The following is a 15,890-nucleotide window of genomic DNA, read 5'->3' as shown; positions in this document are numbered from 1 at the left end:
AGCACCTGCCCCGGAGGGGTAAAAGGCTTAGTTGCTACACCAATTTGTCATGGTTGATACACCGAATTGTCATTTTTCAAGACCACTCACAGCATGGAGGGACAAAGCCCCTGCTCAGGCCGGTTTACCCCTTTTAGAGCCCCGAGTAAGAGTGCAGGCCGTTGAAGACCGTGTTCACCAGCGTGAAGTTGATGATCACGCAGGCGTAGCCGACGATCGACAACCATGCTGCACGGGTGCCGGTCCAACCACGGGTGGCACGGGCGTGCAGGTAGCCCGCGTAGACCACCCAGATCACGAACGTCCAGACTTCCTTGGGATCCCAGCCCCAGAAGCGGCCCCACGCCTTTTCAGCCCAGATGGCGCCAAACATGAGGGTAAACGTCCAGCCGATGAAGGCGATGGCGTTGATGCGGTAGGAGAGGTTCTCGAGGCTCAGCGCGTTGGGGACCAGGCGCATGAAGCCCAGGTTGTCTTTACGGCCGGCGGCCAGGTTCTTCTGGCGGTACGACTGCAGCAACTGCAGCACGGACATGGCGAACGTCAGGGTAAACAGTGCGGAGGAGAGCACTGCGATGGAGACGTGGATGATCAGCCAGTAGCTCTGCAGCGCCGGAACCAGGTGGCCCACAGGGGTCCAGAAAGCGGCCGAAGCGGCTACGAGCATGATGATGGCCAGGCCGATCACGAACGTTCCCAGGAACCTCAAGTCGCGCCGAATGAGGACAATCAGGAACACAGCAACAGCAACAAACGCGCCGGTAGTGAGGAACTCGTACATGTTGCCCCACGGCACGCGGCCCGCGCCGAAGGCACGTGTCACAACACCCGCACCGTGAATAAGGACACCCAATATTGTCAACGCCACAGCCACACGCGCAGGGGCGCGGCGTTCGCCTGCGTACTTCATGTCGCCGGCGGCGGTGCCGCCCTCAACGGTGAGGCCCGACGTCGGACGCTCGGCGCGGCCTGCCGGCCCACCGGCGTCGGGACCTCCCAGGCCTCCTGCGACGCGGCCTGCAGCAACCGTGACCTTCTCCTCGGCGGTGCTGGCCGCCGCCTTCAAATCCACGGCGCGGAGCATTTTGCTGCTCTTGGCCAGGTCCCAGGCAAAGGCGATGAACGCCACGGTGTACGTGCCGGCGGCCAACAGCATGAACAGCTCGCTGTACTGGCCCAGGGTTTCGTTGATGACGGGCATTACTGGTCCTTCGAGGTTGAGGAAGATCCTGCTGTAGTTGTAGCGGTGTCCTGCGCATCCGGGATGTTCCATTCCCGGGCAAAGATTTCACGAAGAGCGGCTGCTTCGCCGGCCAGGCGGTGGTCTTCACCACGTGCCAGCAGGCCGTACTCCACCATGGTGCGGCCGTCCGCATGGGTTCCGGTGCGGACCCAGACGCGGCGGCGGTTGATGTAGAGGGACATGACCAGGCCACCGACTGCGAGGAAACCGAAGATCAATGCATAGAGCTGGCCGGGGTTGTGGTGGATGTCCACGCCGATGTACTTCTTGACGCCATCGAACGTGATGCTGCCCTTGCCTTCGGGCAGGTCCACCGTGGCCCCGGGTTTCAGGGTGATGCCACCGGCGGCGAGGTCGCGGGCGTTGAGTGGCTTCAAATCCTTGACGTCCAGTTCGAACACGTTCTGGGGCACGCCCTTGTCCAGGCCGAGGTCACCGTAGAAGGAATTCAGGCTCAGTTGCGGGTTGAAAAGTTCCGGGGAAGCACTAAAGGAGACGCCGTTCTCGGAAGGGAAAGCCGTCGGAAGGAAGAAGCCAACAAAGCCGAGCTGTTCCGGCTTGGCGTCGGGGACCTTGATCACCACGGAGGAGTAGTAGTTATCGCCCTGGACCTTGGCAATGACCGGACCCTGGAACGAAATGTTGCCCTCGCCGTCGCGGACCGTGACCAGCGGCGCGTAGCCGTTGCCGGTGAGGTAGAGGCTGGTTCCTCCGAGGGAAACGGGGTCATTGACCTTCAGCGTTTCCTTCTTGCCTGGAGAATCCGGGCCTTCCTTGGTGGTCACTTCGGCTGTGTAATCGATGGGCTGTCCGGCTTTGCCAGGAGATTCCCCGCGGTCGAACGTGGCCTGGAACTTATCCAATTGCATGGAGTAAGGCTGGAGCGAACTGCTTTGGAAGTTGGTTCCCGGAGTGAATTGGTCATAGCCCACCAGAGTGTTGACGAACGTGTCACCCTCCACCAGGATCCGCTGGCCGCTGTAGCCGTACAAGCCGCCAATGGCCACCGAGACCAGCACCCCGATCAGCGAGGTGTGGAAGACCAGGTTGCCTACTTCCTTCAGGAAGCCGCGCTCGGCGCCCAAGGACGGCAGGCCGCCGTCGACGTCCCTGACCTCAACGCGGTAGCCGCGCTTCTTGAGCAGCCCGGCGGCATCGTTGATGGCCTTCGACGCCGGGATCCCGGCGTCGGCGGGCAGTGCCAGGGTGCCGTACTCCGGCAGGCGCGAAAGGCGCTTGGGGGTGCGCGGAGGCTGGGACTTCATGGCCTTGTAGTGCGCGATGGCGCGCGGAGTGACGCAGCCGATCAGGGAGATGAACAGCAGGATGTAAATGGCCGAGAACCAGGCCGACGAGTAGACGTCGTACAACTGCAGGGCATCAAGAAGTTCGCCGTAGGACGGGTTGTCCTTGATGTACTGCGTGACCACCGACGGGTTCGCGGGCCGCTGCGGGAACAAGGAACCCGGCACGGCACCGACCGCAAGCAGCAGCAGCAGGAAGAGAGCCGTCCGCATGCTGGTCAGCTGGGTCCAGGACCACCGGAGCATGCCCTTGAAACCAAGCGCGGGCAGGGCTGCCTCGGACTTGGCCTGCTGGAGTTTTCCGTCCGCTGCACTTTCGGCGGCTGGTGACTTCTTCTTGGCTTTCACGGACTCGCTCATCAGATTGGCAACTTCACGTCGTTTTGGAACCAGTACTGCAACTCGGTCACCCAGGTTCCCCACACACCGGTGGCCATCAGGATGCCGAGCAAAATCAGGATGCCTCCGCCGATCCGCTGGATGGCCAGCCGATGCTTGCGGAAGAAGGACATGACTCCCATGCCCCGGCGGACCGCCAGCGCAATCAAGAGGAACGGGATGCCCAGTCCAAGGCTGTAGACGAACGCCAGAAGCGCGCCCTTGGCCGCCGAGGAACCACCGGACAAACTCAGCAACTGTACCGCGGAGTACGTCGGACCAATACAGGGCGCCCAGCCCAGGCCGAAGGTCAGCCCCAGGAGCGGCGCGCCCCACAGGCCGGCCGGCGGTTTGGCGTGGATCTTCGCATCACGCTGCAACCAGCTGAATCCGCCCATGAACACCACGCCCATGATGATCACCAGGATGCCCAGCACTTGGGTGATCCAAGCATTTTGCGGGCCGGTCAGCAGCGTTCCGAGCTGCCCGAAGGCACCGCCCAAAAGGACAAAGATCACGGAGAATCCCAGGACGAACAGTCCTATTCCGGCCAGCATGCGGCCGCGCCGCTGCTTTTGGAGGTCGACGCCGGTCAGTCCCGTGACGTAGCCGAGGTACCCGGGCACCAGTGGCAGCACGCAGGGCGAAAGGAAGGAGACCAGCCCGGCCAGCAGTGCCACCGGCACAGCCAGCAGCAGCGATCCATTGAGGATCGTCTCGGCGAAGGGACTGTTCATGGGGGCTACTCGGCCACTGCGGAGGTGATGAGGGCTTTCAAGGTGCTCTTCTCAATCTCACCGAGCACGCGGGAGGCAACCTTGCCATCCTTGTCCAGGACAAGGGTGGTGGGAACTGCGCCCGGAGGCACGATGCCGGACACGGACAGGAGCACAGCCCCGTCCTTGTCGTTGAAGCTGGGGTAAGTGATGTTGAAGGTTTTGTCGAAGGCCTCGGCGGTAGCTTGTTCGTCGCGCAGGTTGACGCCGAAGAACTGGACACCCTGGTCCTTGAAGTCCTGGTGCAGCGCTTCCAGCTGGGGCGCCTCGATGCGACAAGGTGCACAGGCAGCGAACCAGAAGTTCAGGACAGTGACTTTGCCCTTGAGGTCCTCGGGCTTGACCGTTTCCCCATTAAAGAGGGTGCCTTTGAGTGCCACTGGCGCGGCACGGTCCGCCTTGGCGAACTCCGTCACCGAACCATCGCCGGCTACGTAGTTTTTGTTGTCGCCCGCCTTGGCTTGCTTGGCCAGGGAATCTTCCTGCGCGCAGGCGGACAGGCCCATGGTCAGTCCTGCCAGGAGGACGCCGCCTGCAGTCAACGCGCTGCGACGTGAGAGGTTGTTGTCCATCTTCTATGCCCCCGGGGTGCTCGCCGCGCCGGGAAGCAGGACGGCTGCGGGTTCGGTGTACTCAACCCGCACGATCTTGCCGTTCCCATCCAGCGTCAAAGAGGTCAGGGATGTGAGGGTGCATTCGCGCTTGCGGGGATCGTGTGCCAGCCGGCGTCCCTCTGCCGTCAAGCGGGTTGACCAAATGGGAAGCTGGTGGCTGACCAGGATGGCTTCGGCGCCATCACCGCCCAGTTCAACTGCCTTGGCCCGGGCGTCCTCAACAGCAGCCAGCACCCGTGCCGCTTGCTGCTTGTACGGCTCGCCCCAGGAGGGACGCAGCGGATTCCGGAAATAGAGCCAGTGCTTGGGCTTAAGGAACTCGCTCCTGGTGGGGTGGAGCCCCTCAAAGTGGTTCTCGGCCTCGATGATGCGGGGCTCCGTGGTGATCTCCAGGTTCAACGCCTCTGCCGTGGGCATGGCTGTTTCCTGGGCACGGGTCAGCGGCGAGGCCACCAAGTGGACAATCTTGGCGCCCTGGGCGGCACGTGCCACAAAGTGGTCGGCCAGCATCCGGGCCATCTCCCGGCCACGTTCGGAGAGGTGGAATTCCGGCAGGCGACCGTACAGGACGCCGTCGGGATTATGGACCTCGCCATGGCGAAGCAGGTGGACAGTTGCTTGGGGCATGTTTACCAGTTTCTCAAAGAAGCGGGACGATCCGAAATCTTCTACCGCTAGTAGAACTCAAAGTTTTTCCGAAATGTTCCCCGGAGTTGGAATAAAAGATGCATATGCATGTTTATACTGGACACGAAGCTCGGTTGACGTTTCAAGCAATCGACCAGACCGGGCAAGCACGCAGTACCTACCAATCGATATAGGAGCAACACCATGATGACTCTCCCCGCTTCCGTCACCACCGGCACCTGGACCCTCGACGCTTCCCACAGCGAGATCGGCTTCACCGTCCGCCACGCAGGTATCAGCAAGGTCCGCGGCCAGTTCAAGGACGCCTCGGCCACCCTCGAGGTCGGCGAAACCCTGACCGATTCCAAGGTCAACGCCACCATCCAGACCGCCAGCTTCGACTCCGGCGACGTCAACCGCGATGGCCACGTCAAGGGCGAAGACTTCTTCGATGTGGAGAAGTTCCCGGAAATCACCTTCGTCTCCCGCCACGTCAAGGCCAACGGCAACAGCTTCGACCTCGTGGGCGATCTCACAATCAAGGGTGTGACCAAGGAGGTTTCCATCGAGACCGAATTCAACGGTGTCGCAGTGGATCCCTTCGGCAACACCCGTGCGGGCGTCTCCGGCGAAACCACCATCAGCCGCAAGGACTTCGGCCTCACCTGGAACGCCGTCCTCGAAGCCGGTGGCGTCCTGGTCAGCGACAAGGTTGTCATCAACTTGGAGCTCGCTTTCATCGCACCGGCTGCCGCATAGTCCCTCCCTCCCGGCCCGGGTGCATGGGTCCCGCCCTTGTTCGTTATCCCCGCCGCACAACGCCGCGGCTGACCAACAAGACGCTGATCCCAAGCGCAGCATGCCAAACGGCGCCCTCCGCAGTTCACTCTGTGGGGGCGCCGTTTCGCATATCCGTAAGGCACCCCGCAATTGTTCGGCAAACAGCCTGTATTTACCTGCGAGTTGGCTCCGAAGTTCCTATGCAACCCTCAACCCGCGGTCTACAGTGATGCCATGAGTACCCCAGACGAAGCACCACAGCCACAGCAGCCCGGCTCCCAGCCTCCGCAGCCCGGCAATGTTCCTCCTGCGGGTTACCAGCCTCCGCAGGGCTACCAGCCACCCCAGGGTTACCAGCCGCCGTCGCAACCGGGGCAGTATTCCCAGCCCGGCCAGACCCCGCCGGGCCAGACCCCGCCCGGCCAGACCCCGCCCGGTTCACGCCCGGGGCAACCCGGTTTCCACTTCGAAATGCCCACCGACGGGCCCCGCAACTTCAATGACGTCATGCCCCAGGGCGGCTTCTCTGGAATGTTCAAGACCCAGGGCCTCCCCACCGAGCTGAAGGTTTCCTACTTCATCTGGGTGATCTCCGGACTCCTGGGCCTCCTGTTCGGACTCATCGGCTTCTTTGCCATCATCGCGCTCTTCGCCTTCGCCCCCGGCGTTGCGGGGATCCTCTTGATCATCCTCATCCTCACCCTCGCTGTAGCTGCGGCCCAGGTGGTCCTGGCCATGAAGATGAAGGAGGGGAAGGAGTGGGCCCGGCTCGCCCTCACCGTCGTGGCTGGAATTTCCTTGCTGCTCACCATCTTCAGTGCCGCCAGCGCAGGAGGATCCAGCACGGGCCTGGGCAGCAACTGGTTCGGCTTCCTCGTCAGCGCGGTAGCCGTAGTCCTGATGTGGCTCCCCAATTCACAGCTTTGGTTCAAGGCAGTCAAAGGTCACGTATAGCGCAGACGCAAGTGTCGTCGTCGTTCATTGAACGGCTGCATGTGCGCAGAAGGCCGCGGTCAATCCTCCCGGATTACCGCGGCCTTCATCATGCAGGCGTAAGCCAAGATGATGATTTTTGCCTTGAGCAGGAAATTCCTGCGTGGGATCATCTGCAGCGTCAGACCCGGGAGGTACGGTGGAAGCAGAACCACGCTGGGGGCAGGGTCATTTTGCTGATCCCGGCGGCCGCACCAGCAGTCGAACAAGCAAAGGAATGCCATGAGCAACCCTCCGTACCCGCCGTCAAACCCGGGCGATGCCAACCAGCCCGAGCAGCCGGGCACCCAGCCCGCTGCTCCCTCAGCGCCGCAGTACGGCCAGCAGAGCCCCGCTGCACCGCAGTACGGCCAGCCTTCCGCGCCGCAGTACGGCCAGCAGAGCCCCGCCGCACCGCAGTACGGCCAGCCCGCCGCTCCTCAGTACGGCCAGCAGTCCTCCCCCTACGGCCAGGCGCCTAGCGCTCCGCAATACGGCCAGGACACCAACTGGCCCAGCCAGCAACCGGGCCCCACCGCTGTCCCGCCCATGGTGAACTACGCCTTCTGGATGATCATTGCAGCCGGTATTCTCTCCGCCATCAGCTCACTGTTGTTGGCCACCACCGGAGCTGATGCTTTCATCAACGCCATGAACCAGCAGGCATCCCAGCAGGGCACCGACATCCCCGCGGGATCCATGGAAGGCATGCGCGGCGTGATCGGCGTCAGCGCGGTAGTCGGCGCCATCGTGGGCCTTGGGCTCTACGCGCTGGTCGCTTTCCCTGTTCGCAAGGGCAAGAACTGGGCCCGAATCTTGGGCACCGTCTTCGCCGCAATCTCCGTCCTGGGTCTCACCAGCCTGTTCCAGTTTGGTGCCACGTACGGCATCCTGCAGCTGATCGTGATCCTGCTGGGCGTTGCTGCGATCGTCATGCTGTACCTGCCGGCGTCGGCTCCTTACTTCCGCAAGGCACAGCCGTTCGGCAACCCGTACCAGAACCCGTACGGCCGCTAAGCACTTCCGAATACCCAAATGCGGGCGTGGACCCGGCGAAGGCTAAACAGCCTGGCCCGGTGTCTGCGCCCGTTGTGCGTGATACGCCAAAATTTGAAGCTCCGTGGCCATGTCCACCTTGCGAAGGTTCACATGCGGAGGGACCTGCAACAGCACCGGCGCAAAGCTCAGGATGCTCCGGATGCCGGCGGCAATCACGCGGTCGCACACAGCCTGGGCTACTGTGGCCGGCAACGCCAGCACCACCATGTTGGTGTGGGTTCTCTCCAGAACCCGCTCAAGTTCCGCCGAGTCACTGACGCGCAACCAGCCCACTTCGTTGCCGATCACCATGGGGTCGGCGTCAAAGATCGCTACGACGTCAAAACCCCGGGACTCAAAGCCGCCATAGCGTGCCAAGGCTTTGCCGAGGTTACCGGCGCCCACAATCGCGACCTTCCAGTCGTGCGTCAGGCCTAGAGCGGCGGCAATGTGGCGGCTGAGGTATTGGACTTCATAGCCGACACCGCGTGTCCCGTAGGAGCCCACGTACGAGAGGTCCTTGCGCAGTGTGGATGAGCTGACGCCCGAGGCCTCGGCCAGCGCCTCCGACGACACCCGCTCCACGCCTTCAGCCAGCAAAGAGTTCAGCGCGCGCAAATAGAGAGTCATCCGGGCCACAGCCGCGGGCGGGATCTGCTTGGTGGCAGGTTCGTTGTCCCCGGCGGCAGCCTCCGGGGACGGTTCCAGCGCAGTCACGGTATTCTCCATTGCGTCGCTTTGTTGTTCCACTCTATGACCCCCGGCCGGAGTCAACAAAAGCAACTACTAGCGGGTAACCCCACCTTCAGTCCTCCAGGACCTTCTTCAGGGTGCGGGTAAGCCGTTCCTCGTCGATCTTCCAGAAATCACGCTGGATACCATTGACCAGCACCACGGGAATCTCCTCCGCGAAGCGCTGCTGCAGTTGCGGGTCGCCGTCGATCCCTTGTTCGGTCCACTGCACGCCAAGACTTTTTGTGACACGCTCGACGGCGGCACGCGCCTCGGTGCACAGGTGGCAGTCAGCTTTGGTCAGGAGGACAACGTCGGGAAGAGCCATGCATCTAAGGTACCGGCCCAACCCTCTCCCACATCCCACCCCCTCCCCACCGTCCCTCTCCCACATCCCACCCCCTCCCCACCGTCCCTCTCCCACATCCCACCCCCTCCCCACCGTCCCTCTCCCACATCCCACCCCCTCCCCACCGTCCCTCTCCCACATCCCGCGCCTATCCCACCGTCCCTCTCCCACATCCCGCGCCTATCCCACCGCCCTCTTCCACATCCCACCCCCTCCCCACCGTCCCTCTCCCACATCCCGCGCCTATCCCACCCGTGCGCCCTCAACACCGGCCCCGGCTATTGACTAGACTCAAGGCATGCCCGAGGAGAAGAACGCCGCCGTGGTCGCAGATGCCTTGGTGCAGAAGGACATCGTGCATAAGCGCATAGGTGAAGCCGCATTCTTCGACGTTGATAACACTTTGATGAAGGGCGCCAGCCTCTTCCACGTAGCCCGCAAGATGTACGAACGCAAAGCCTTCACGCTGTCGCAAGCCGCGGGTTTCGCATGGAAACAATTCAAGTTCGTCATGCGCGGCGAGAACATGGACGACGTCCACTCCGTCCGTGACTCAGCATTGACCCTTGCCTCCGGTATCACGGTGGATGACATCAAAGCCTTGGGCGAGGAGGTCTACGACGAAATGATCGAGTCGCGGATCTGGCCTGGAACCAAGGCCTTGGCGGAGCAGCATCTCAGGGTGGGACGCAAAGTCTGGCTCGTAACGGCCACACCCATCGAGGTGGCAACCGTCATTTCCACACGGCTCGGACTGACCGGCGCCCTTGGCACAGTGGGTGAAGTGGAAGATGGCATGTACACAGGGAAGCTCGTGGGAGATATTCTGCACGGCCCCGCGAAAGCAGTCGCAGTCCAGATCGTGGCAGACAGGGAAGGTCTGGACCTGGACCACTGCTGGGCTTACAGCGATTCCGCCAACGACATCCCCTTGCTTACCATGGTGGGCCATCCCGTGGTCATCAACCCCGATGCGAAGCTGCGGCGGCATGCCCGTGAGAATAACTGGCCCGTTTACGACTTCCGCGCCGGCCGCCGGGCAGCAACTCTAGGGCTAAAGGCCGCCACGGTGGGCGGAGCGGTGTACGGACTGTGGCGTGGCTTTTCACGGTTCCGCGGCCCCCGCATCTGACCCTCTCCCTCATCCCTCGGGCATCAACCCAACCCTCTGCCACATCCCTCGGGCATCAACCCAACCCTCTGCCAGATCCCGACAACGGCTTTAGCGACCTGTGGATAACTTCCCATGCCTGAGGCGTTTCTGGGCAAGAATGCCAGTTATGCAAAAAGCCGCACCCCTCCCGCTCCAAATGATCGACGCGCCGTTTACTCTCGCCGAGGCCGAGGCCGCAGGCCTGAAGCAATCGCACCTCTGGAATCGCAGCAAAATACTGGGGGTCAGCCGCGGCCTTTATCGGCCGTCGGACTGGGATTTCGAACTGTCGGCGGCAGCACGATCGCTGTCGGCAGCAAGTCCTGGCGCCTGGATCTCCCATGTGACGGCCGCGAGACTGTATGGAGCATCCCTTCCACCGTGGTTGTCAGATTCCAACGAACTGCATCTCAGCAAGCCGAGGCACCTCCCGCCGGTGCGGCGCAAAGGAGTGATCGGACATACGCTGGTAGCCTTCGCCGACGAGATCGAGTGGGTCGACGGCATCCGAATGAGCACCAGAGCGCGGACCTGGTTAGATCTCGCCAGGCGCCTTCCGCTTCCTGAGCTCGTCTGCATGGGCGACGAACTCATCCGCAAGCCCCGCTCGGAATTCGAGGATCGCGATACCCCTTTCACCACACCGGACGCGCTCCGCCGGTTAGTGGACAAGCACAAGAACCTGCAGGGCGTTGTTCGGGCAAGAGAAGCCCTCGACTTGATGCGTATCGGCTCCGATTCCGCGCCGGAGTCACTGCTCCGCCTGGCGATGTTGGACGCCGGCATTCCCGAACCGGAGTTACAGGTGCATCTCCGCCCCAAGGACCCATTCTCGCCGTCCGCAGACTTGGGCTTCCGATCTCGACGCCTTGCACTACAGTACGACGGCGGTCACCACCTCGGGCGGGAACAGATCTATAGTGATCGGCGACGCGACAAGGCATTTGAAGCAGCGGGCTGGGTAGTCCTCAAGTTCGGTAAAGATGACCTGGCGGACAACTTTCGGTCAGCCACCCAGAAGATCAAGGGTGCTTTGCGGTCAGCATGGCAGGATCCTGCGGTCAGTTCAGGCTTTTCCCGAGGGACGTGAAAGAGGGCCGGCCACAAACCCGAGGGACGTGAAAGAGGGTCGGCGCCAAACCCGAGGGATGTGGAAGAGGGTTGGCCTCAAACCCGAGGGACCTGCAAGAGGGTTGGCGTCAAACCCGAGGGACCTGCAAGAGGGCCAGCATCAAACCCGAGGGATGTGGAAGAGGGTGCAAAAATGCCCGCCGCCTCGAGAGGCAACGGGCATTCACGCTTGATGAAGTATCTCTACTTCTTATTGCGACGCTGGTGGCGGGTCTTGCGAAGCAGCTTGCGGTGCTTCTTCTTGGCCATACGCTTGCGGCGCTTCTTAATAACTGAACCCACGAAAGTTCCTTACAAACTAGAAGTTCCTGTCTGTTGGAACAGATCCGCGGAAGCAGACAAGTACAACTGACAGATTCTTACATTGACGTAAAACGTTCCTTAACAGAGTACCGCTTCAAAGGGGCACCCTGTGACCATGGTCCGCGGGACGGACCCATGGAGCCTCAGGCGGTCTCGGATTGCCCATCCACCACAGCACCCTTGAGGTACTGGGCTACAGCCTCTTCAGGAACCCTGAAGGAACGGCCAAACCTGACGGCGGGCATTTCCCCTGAGTGGACCAGGCGATACACGGTCATTTTGGAAACACGCAGGACGTCGGCCACTTCGGCCACCGTCATGAAACGCGCATTCGAGAAGTTAGTCTCTGCGGACATTTCCCATATTCCTTTGCTCTCAGACAGTAGGACACCCCCAGTAGAACGGTGTGCCGATGCTGAGCCATCCAACAACCATGTGCTAGATACTCTAGAGGCTGATGGGGCCAATGTGAAAGCATTTCCGCAAAGTGGGACCACACTTCCTCCCTCCTCAGCTGACCTGCAGCTGACCTGCCGCGCCCCCGCCGCTCACCCGCAGCGCCCGATTCGTGGGCTCGCTGCCTGGAGTGCCGGGCGAACGGCCCGTTGCGCAGCAAAGCCACGAAACGGAGCCGGACCAACCAACCGCCGCCTCGGGATACTACGGGGCAACCACCGCGCGGCGCTTCCGGGCCGAGGCTGCCAGCTGCTCCAACACCGAGGCCGTGACGTCCCATTCCATGCACGCATCCGTGACGCTCTGGCCGTAGACAAGCTCCTGCTCGCCGGAAAGTTGCTTGGCCACATCCAGGTTTTGGGCTCCGCCTACCAGGAAGCTCTCCAACATGACGCCGGCGATGGGCGAGGTCTCCCCTGCCTCAAGCTGAGCACCGATTTCCAGGGCCACCTCTGCCTGGCGGTGGTGGCTCTTGCCGCTGTTGGCGTGGCTTGCGTCCACGATCAAGCGCGGGTTCAGCCCCTTGGAGGCGAGCTTGGCGGAAGCAGCTGCAACATCGTCCACTGAGTAGTTGGGCCCCTTGCGTCCGCCGCGCAGGATCACGTGGGTATCCGGGTTGCCGGAGGTTGCGACGAGAGCCGCGCGGCCGTCGTCGTCGATCCCCAGGAAGGCTTGCTCAGCGGCAGAGGCGCCGCAAGCGTCAATGGCCACCTGCAGATCGCCGTCGGTGCCGTTCTTGAAGCCGATGGGCATGGACAATCCGGAGGCGAGCTGGCGGTGGATCTGGCTTTCGGTGGTGCGGGCACCGATCGCGCCCCAGGAGACAAGGTCAGCCATGTACTGCGGGCTGATGGGCTCCAGGAACTCGGTGGCGGTGGGCAGCCCGAGGGCAGTGACCTGCTTCAGGAAGCCACGGGCTGCGCGCAGGCCCGCAGCGATGTCATGGCTGCCATCGAGGTGGGGATCGTTGATGAGGCCCTTCCAGCCAACCGTGGTGCGGGGCTTCTCGAAGTAGGTCCGCATGACGATCAGCAGGTCTTCCTTGTGCTTCTCCGCCTGGCTGACCAACCGGCGGGCGTATTCGAGGCCGGCCTTGGGATCGTGGATGGAGCACGGACCAACGATCACCAGCAGGCGGTCGTCAACGCCGTCCATGATGGCTCGGACCTGGTCACGGCCGCGGTCGACGACGGCAGCTGAGCGGGCATCCAGCGGCAACTCAGCGATGAGGTCATGGGGCGCCGGAAGCGGCTCGAAGCGGGCCACCCGCAAATTGGAGGTAGCGGGCTGTGCTGCCTCTGATGCGGAGTCAAGCGAATCGGTGGGTTCTGCGGCGATGCTGGTCATGTCTGGGTCCTGTTCCGGGATGCGGAGCGGGCCCCTTTTCAGAACCCGCCGGATATGGCGAAGGGCAGAGAATGATCTCTGCCCTGTTGGCTCTGAAGGAAGTTGGATGCGTGTCAGTTAGACGCGGGCCCCTCCAGAGCCAACGAAAAATACGCATACCAACGGTTTGTCATAGCCACACCATAACCGCGGTTCTTCACACCGGGCAAATTGCGTCCGTCATGATGACAAAAGTTTGCGCAGGAACTGCAGTTGCCTGATCCAGTGGTGTTCCTGCCCGCCCTCGTGGTTGTTGAACCGGTATACCTCGATGTCCTTTTCGGGCGCACCGCCGGAAACCCCGTAGTTGTTGTAGCTGGCGAAAACGGTGGACGGAGGGCAGATGTCGTCCATTTGGGCAGCTGAGAAGAGTGCAGGCACGGTGGCAGCACGGCCCAGGTGCACGCCGTCGAAGTAGTTGAACACCGCCAGCATCGGCTCATATTTGTCGCGGTGACGCCCCAGGAACCCGGCAATTTCCGGGTACGGGCCGCGCGGGGTGATGTCGATCGCGCGAGGGAAGTCCTGCAGGAAGGGGACGTCAGGGAGCGCGGCGATGACGCCGTCGAGCCTTCCTGCCGTGAGCCCCGCGGCCGCAACGGTAATGCCGCCGCCTTGGCTGACGCCGGACAGGACTACCTTGGAAGGGTCGACGGCGGGATGGCTCTGTGCCGCTTCCACGGCCCGGAACGCGTCCACGTAGACCCGGCGGAAATAGTAGTTGTCCTGGTGATCGGCTCCGCGGGTCATGAGCCCTGCGTAGTTGTTCCCGCCGGCCGAAGGGTGCGGGTCCGGGGTGTCACCAGAAACACCGCCGTAGCCTTGGCCCCGAGTGTCCATGATGAAGTGCGCGTAGCCGGCCTGGGCCCAGCGGGTGTTCTGGTTGACCAGCCCGCGGCCGCCCGAATAGCCGATGTACTCCACCACCACGGGTAGCTGCTCCCCCGCCTCACGCTGTGCGGGCACGTGAAGCCAGCCCTTGATGCGGTCTCCCCCGAAGCCGGAGAAGGAGGCGTCAAAGGTGTCGATCACGGAGAGGTAGTTCTCCACGGGCTCGAAGACGGCGTCGAGCGGAAGCGATCTGGCCTCGGTGATGGTGCGGTCCCAGAAGGCAGCGAGATCTGCCGGAGGAACCGCGCTTGAGGTGTAGTGGCGGAGCTGCTCAAGAGGAAGGTCAAAGAGGGGCATGTGGACATCCTACGTCATGGTTTCGTGTGCCCCGTCACAGGGAACGGCGGCTAAAGGTCGGTGATGGACAGGTTGCGATAGGCGGCTTTGAGAGGTGCCATCTGACGTATTCCGAAGTACCCGCCGCCCAAGGGCCGCGGGCTGGGATCCATCCACTCAAAGAGCGGCAGCCCGTTGATGGAGAAGGCCACACGCGGACCGTCTTTGACCACCTCGATGCCATAAAATCCGTCGGCGTCCTCGGCGGGAGGAAGCGGGTCGGCTCCCTGCGCCACGAGTTCGAAACCCGCGCTCTTGCGGAGATTGCAGGTCCGGAACGCACGTTCAGATGAGTGCTTATGCCGGAAATAGGAGACGTGGAGGGCGTCGATATCTCCCGAATGGTATTGCGGATAGAAACCGGTACGCGGAGCCAGAGCGGAAGAAAACAGGTCTTCGCCGCCGTGCCCCCGCGCAGCGAAGAACACCATGGCCAAGCCCGGCTCCTCCATAGGAAGGAACTCCCAGCTGATCCGCACGTGATCGGGCAGCTCCTGGGGGCACCACAGCGTCCAGTGCGCGTGGTCGCCGTGCTCTTTGGCGTCAAGGGAACCGGACAGGACCAGAGCACTGCTGCCGTCGGCACCCAAGCCGGGCCCGCCGTCGTCGGGCGCTTCGAAAACCTGTGCAGCAAGCTGGACCGGCCCCTCGGCCACCCAATCAGCCACGTCCGCAGGACCCCGCAGCGGGTTGGAGTGAATCACGAACGCGCCCCCGCGTTGCGCAACCCCGCCCCACGCGCCCCCGCAGTGAGCGTCGCCGACAAGCCATAGCCGAGGGCCTCCAACTGCTCCGCCACGAAGGCCGCGATCCGCCGGGCCCCTTTCTCGTGGAAATGGGTGTTGTCCTCAAGACCGCCGGCCCAATGCGCGTGCTCACCAGGAGCGAAATGGCAGAAAAGTTCCTTGGACCCGTCCTCGCCCAGTTCCTCGTAAAGCCCGCGCGTCCATTGGTTGAGGTCGATCACGTCAAGGCCGAGCTCCTCGGCAAGTTCCCGGACCACCGCCGGGTAGTCCCCCAAAGTGGCCTCCAGCGTGCCATCAAGCCAATGCCGGCGCTCCACCGAGGTGCAGAGGATGGGGATTCCGCCCTTGCTGCGGACCTCCGCCACCATGCGCTTGAGGTTTTCGGTGAAGCCGGTGCGGGCGGTGAGGTGTTCACGTTTCTGGTCGTTGTGCCCGAACTGGATCAGGACAACGTCCCCTTGGACGGTCTGGTTGATGAGCTGGTACCAAAGCCCCTCCTCGCGGAACGACTCCGTGGTGGCGCCGCCCTTGGCGTAGTTGTGGACGGCACCCCACCAGTACGTCTCGGGCGCCAAGTGGGCACCCCAACCGCTCATTGGGTACTCGAAGCTGGGGCAGGCAGCCACAGTGGAGTCGCCCGCGAGGAGGATTTTCATCGGTGTCCTTTCATCGAAA

At 62.7% G+C, this 15,890-nt stretch carries 18 protein-coding genes; 5 read left to right on the top strand and 13 right to left on the bottom strand.

What is annotated here, in order from left to right; all coding sequences use genetic code 11:
• Positions 1-133: 133 nt before the first annotated feature.
• The 5 genes from ccsB to M1D51_RS04675 are packed head-to-tail and all read right to left on the bottom strand — an operon-like array spanning position 134 to position 4,942.
• Complete coding sequence (ccsB, locus tag M1D51_RS04695) at positions 134-1,201, bottom strand: c-type cytochrome biogenesis protein CcsB (protein WP_458108715.1); 1,068 nt, start codon at positions 1,199-1,201, stop codon at positions 134-136.
• Positions 1,201-2,907: a cytochrome c biogenesis protein ResB gene (resB, locus tag M1D51_RS04690; protein ID WP_458108714.1), complete on the bottom strand. Its 1,707-nt coding sequence runs from the start codon at positions 2,905-2,907 to the stop codon at positions 1,201-1,203. The genes ccsB and resB overlap by 1 nt, the downstream gene beginning before the upstream one ends.
• Positions 2,907-3,662: a cytochrome c biogenesis CcdA family protein gene (locus M1D51_RS04685; RefSeq protein WP_458108713.1), complete on the bottom strand. Its 756-nt coding sequence runs from the start codon at positions 3,660-3,662 to the stop codon at positions 2,907-2,909. The genes resB and M1D51_RS04685 overlap by 1 nt, the downstream gene beginning before the upstream one ends.
• 5 nt (positions 3,663-3,667) lie before the next feature.
• Positions 3,668-4,273, bottom strand: a complete 606-nt coding sequence (locus M1D51_RS04680; protein WP_089596070.1) for a TlpA family protein disulfide reductase — start codon at positions 4,271-4,273, stop codon at positions 3,668-3,670.
• A gap of 3 nt (positions 4,274-4,276) precedes the next feature.
• On the bottom strand, positions 4,277-4,942 hold the full coding sequence (locus M1D51_RS04675) for a histidine phosphatase family protein (protein ID WP_172323569.1): 666 nt from the start codon (positions 4,940-4,942) through the stop codon (positions 4,277-4,279).
• 207 nt (positions 4,943-5,149) lie between these two features.
• Here M1D51_RS04675 and M1D51_RS04670 point away from each other — a divergent pair, with 207 nt between their 5' ends.
• The 3 genes from M1D51_RS04670 (at position 5,150) to M1D51_RS04660 (ending at position 7,711) form a co-directional block, all read left to right on the top strand.
• Positions 5,150-5,701: a YceI family protein gene (locus M1D51_RS04670; protein WP_172323581.1), complete on the top strand. Its 552-nt coding sequence runs from the start codon at positions 5,150-5,152 to the stop codon at positions 5,699-5,701.
• A gap of 255 nt (positions 5,702-5,956) precedes the next feature.
• Positions 5,957-6,676, top strand: coding sequence for a hypothetical protein (locus M1D51_RS04665; protein WP_458108712.1), 720 nt, complete (start codon positions 5,957-5,959; stop codon positions 6,674-6,676).
• Between the two features lie 261 nt (positions 6,677-6,937).
• The gene (locus tag M1D51_RS04660) at positions 6,938-7,711 is read left to right on the top strand and encodes a hypothetical protein (RefSeq protein ID WP_458108711.1); all 774 of its coding nucleotides are present in this window, start codon (positions 6,938-6,940) and stop codon (positions 7,709-7,711) included.
• A 42-nt stretch (positions 7,712-7,753) separates the two neighbouring features.
• On the opposite strand, the gene M1D51_RS04655 is transcribed toward M1D51_RS04660, so the two are convergent.
• Both M1D51_RS04655 and M1D51_RS04650 read right to left on the bottom strand, forming a co-directional pair.
• Positions 7,754-8,461, bottom strand: a complete 708-nt coding sequence (locus M1D51_RS04655; RefSeq protein WP_216659847.1) for a redox-sensing transcriptional repressor Rex — start codon at positions 8,459-8,461, stop codon at positions 7,754-7,756.
• 76 nt (positions 8,462-8,537) lie between these two features.
• Entirely contained in the window at positions 8,538-8,792 is a 255-nt protein-coding gene (locus M1D51_RS04650) for a glutaredoxin family protein (protein ID WP_172323563.1), read from the bottom strand.
• Between the two features lie 319 nt (positions 8,793-9,111).
• Between M1D51_RS04650 and M1D51_RS04645 the strand changes: the two genes are divergently transcribed.
• Both M1D51_RS04645 and M1D51_RS04640 read left to right on the top strand, forming a co-directional pair.
• Positions 9,112-9,945 (top strand): HAD family hydrolase, encoded by an 834-nt coding sequence (locus M1D51_RS04645; RefSeq protein ID WP_458108710.1) that lies wholly within the window; start codon positions 9,112-9,114, stop codon positions 9,943-9,945.
• Positions 9,946-10,093: 148 nt separating this feature from the next.
• Positions 10,094-11,056: a DUF559 domain-containing protein gene (locus M1D51_RS04640; protein ID WP_458108709.1), complete on the top strand. Its 963-nt coding sequence runs from the start codon at positions 10,094-10,096 to the stop codon at positions 11,054-11,056.
• A gap of 224 nt (positions 11,057-11,280) precedes the next feature.
• Here M1D51_RS04640 and M1D51_RS04635 read toward each other — a convergent pair whose 3' ends face one another.
• The 6 genes from M1D51_RS04635 to M1D51_RS04610 form a co-directional block, all read right to left on the bottom strand.
• The gene (locus M1D51_RS04635) at positions 11,281-11,379 is read right to left on the bottom strand and encodes a 30S ribosomal protein bS22 (RefSeq protein WP_003792170.1); all 99 of its coding nucleotides are present in this window, start codon (positions 11,377-11,379) and stop codon (positions 11,281-11,283) included.
• A 164-nt stretch (positions 11,380-11,543) separates the two neighbouring features.
• Positions 11,544-11,756 carry a helix-turn-helix domain-containing protein gene (locus M1D51_RS04630; RefSeq protein WP_017199160.1) on the bottom strand — a complete coding sequence of 71 codons (213 nt, stop codon included), beginning with the start codon at positions 11,754-11,756 and terminating at the stop codon, positions 11,544-11,546.
• Positions 11,757-12,060: 304 nt separating this feature from the next.
• Entirely contained in the window at positions 12,061-13,203 is a 1,143-nt protein-coding gene (locus M1D51_RS04625; protein WP_458108708.1) for a 3-deoxy-7-phosphoheptulonate synthase, read from the bottom strand.
• 219 nt (positions 13,204-13,422) lie between these two features.
• A complete protein-coding gene (locus M1D51_RS04620; RefSeq protein WP_458108707.1) occupies positions 13,423-14,430 on the bottom strand; it encodes an acetylxylan esterase in 1,008 nt (335 codons plus the stop codon).
• Between the two features lie 50 nt (positions 14,431-14,480).
• Positions 14,481-15,173, bottom strand: coding sequence for a DUF1961 family protein (locus tag M1D51_RS04615; RefSeq protein WP_458108706.1), 693 nt, complete (start codon positions 15,171-15,173; stop codon positions 14,481-14,483).
• Entirely contained in the window at positions 15,170-15,871 is a 702-nt protein-coding gene (locus tag M1D51_RS04610; protein WP_458108705.1) for a rhamnogalacturonan acetylesterase, read from the bottom strand. The genes M1D51_RS04615 and M1D51_RS04610 overlap by 4 nt, the downstream gene beginning before the upstream one ends.
• Positions 15,872-15,890 lie beyond the last annotated feature (19 nt).

This window comes from Arthrobacter sp. R3-55 (genome assembly GCF_054161505.1).
The sequence above is the reverse complement of the archived record's forward strand: the minus strand, read 5'-3'. Positions and strand labels throughout refer to the sequence as shown.

Excerpts from the sequence above, each read along its gene's own strand:
- M1D51_RS04620 (WP_458108707.1), bottom strand. The coding sequence starts at position 14,430 with ATGCCCCTCTTTGACCTTCCTCTTGAGCAGCTCCGCCACTACACCTCA.
- M1D51_RS04680 (WP_089596070.1), bottom strand. The coding sequence starts at position 4,273 with ATGGACAACAACCTCTCACGTCGCAGCGCGTTGACTGCAGGCGGCGTC.
- M1D51_RS04610 (WP_458108705.1), bottom strand. The coding sequence starts at position 15,871 with ATGAAAATCCTCCTCGCGGGCGACTCCACTGTGGCTGCCTGCCCCAGC.
- M1D51_RS04655 (WP_216659847.1), bottom strand. The coding sequence starts at position 8,461 with ATGGAGAATACCGTGACTGCGCTGGAACCGTCCCCGGAGGCTGCCGCC.
- ccsB (WP_458108715.1), bottom strand. The coding sequence starts at position 1,201 with ATGCCCGTCATCAACGAAACCCTGGGCCAGTACAGCGAGCTGTTCATG.
- M1D51_RS04675 (WP_172323569.1), bottom strand. The coding sequence starts at position 4,942 with ATGCCCCAAGCAACTGTCCACCTGCTTCGCCATGGCGAGGTCCATAAT.
- M1D51_RS04650 (WP_172323563.1), bottom strand. The coding sequence starts at position 8,792 with ATGGCTCTTCCCGACGTTGTCCTCCTGACCAAAGCTGACTGCCACCTG.
- M1D51_RS04685 (WP_458108713.1), bottom strand. The coding sequence starts at position 3,662 with ATGAACAGTCCCTTCGCCGAGACGATCCTCAATGGATCGCTGCTGCTG.
- M1D51_RS04630 (WP_017199160.1), bottom strand. The coding sequence starts at position 11,756 with ATGTCCGCAGAGACTAACTTCTCGAATGCGCGTTTCATGACGGTGGCC.
- resB (WP_458108714.1), bottom strand. The coding sequence starts at position 2,907 with ATGAGCGAGTCCGTGAAAGCCAAGAAGAAGTCACCAGCCGCCGAAAGT.
- M1D51_RS04625 (WP_458108708.1), bottom strand. The coding sequence starts at position 13,203 with ATGACCAGCATCGCCGCAGAACCCACCGATTCGCTTGACTCCGCATCA.
- M1D51_RS04665 (WP_458108712.1), top strand. The coding sequence starts at position 5,957 with ATGAGTACCCCAGACGAAGCACCACAGCCACAGCAGCCCGGCTCCCAG.
- M1D51_RS04670 (WP_172323581.1), top strand. The coding sequence starts at position 5,150 with ATGACTCTCCCCGCTTCCGTCACCACCGGCACCTGGACCCTCGACGCT.
- M1D51_RS04640 (WP_458108709.1), top strand. The coding sequence starts at position 10,094 with ATGCAAAAAGCCGCACCCCTCCCGCTCCAAATGATCGACGCGCCGTTT.
- M1D51_RS04660 (WP_458108711.1), top strand. The coding sequence starts at position 6,938 with ATGAGCAACCCTCCGTACCCGCCGTCAAACCCGGGCGATGCCAACCAG.
- M1D51_RS04645 (WP_458108710.1), top strand. The coding sequence starts at position 9,112 with ATGCCCGAGGAGAAGAACGCCGCCGTGGTCGCAGATGCCTTGGTGCAG.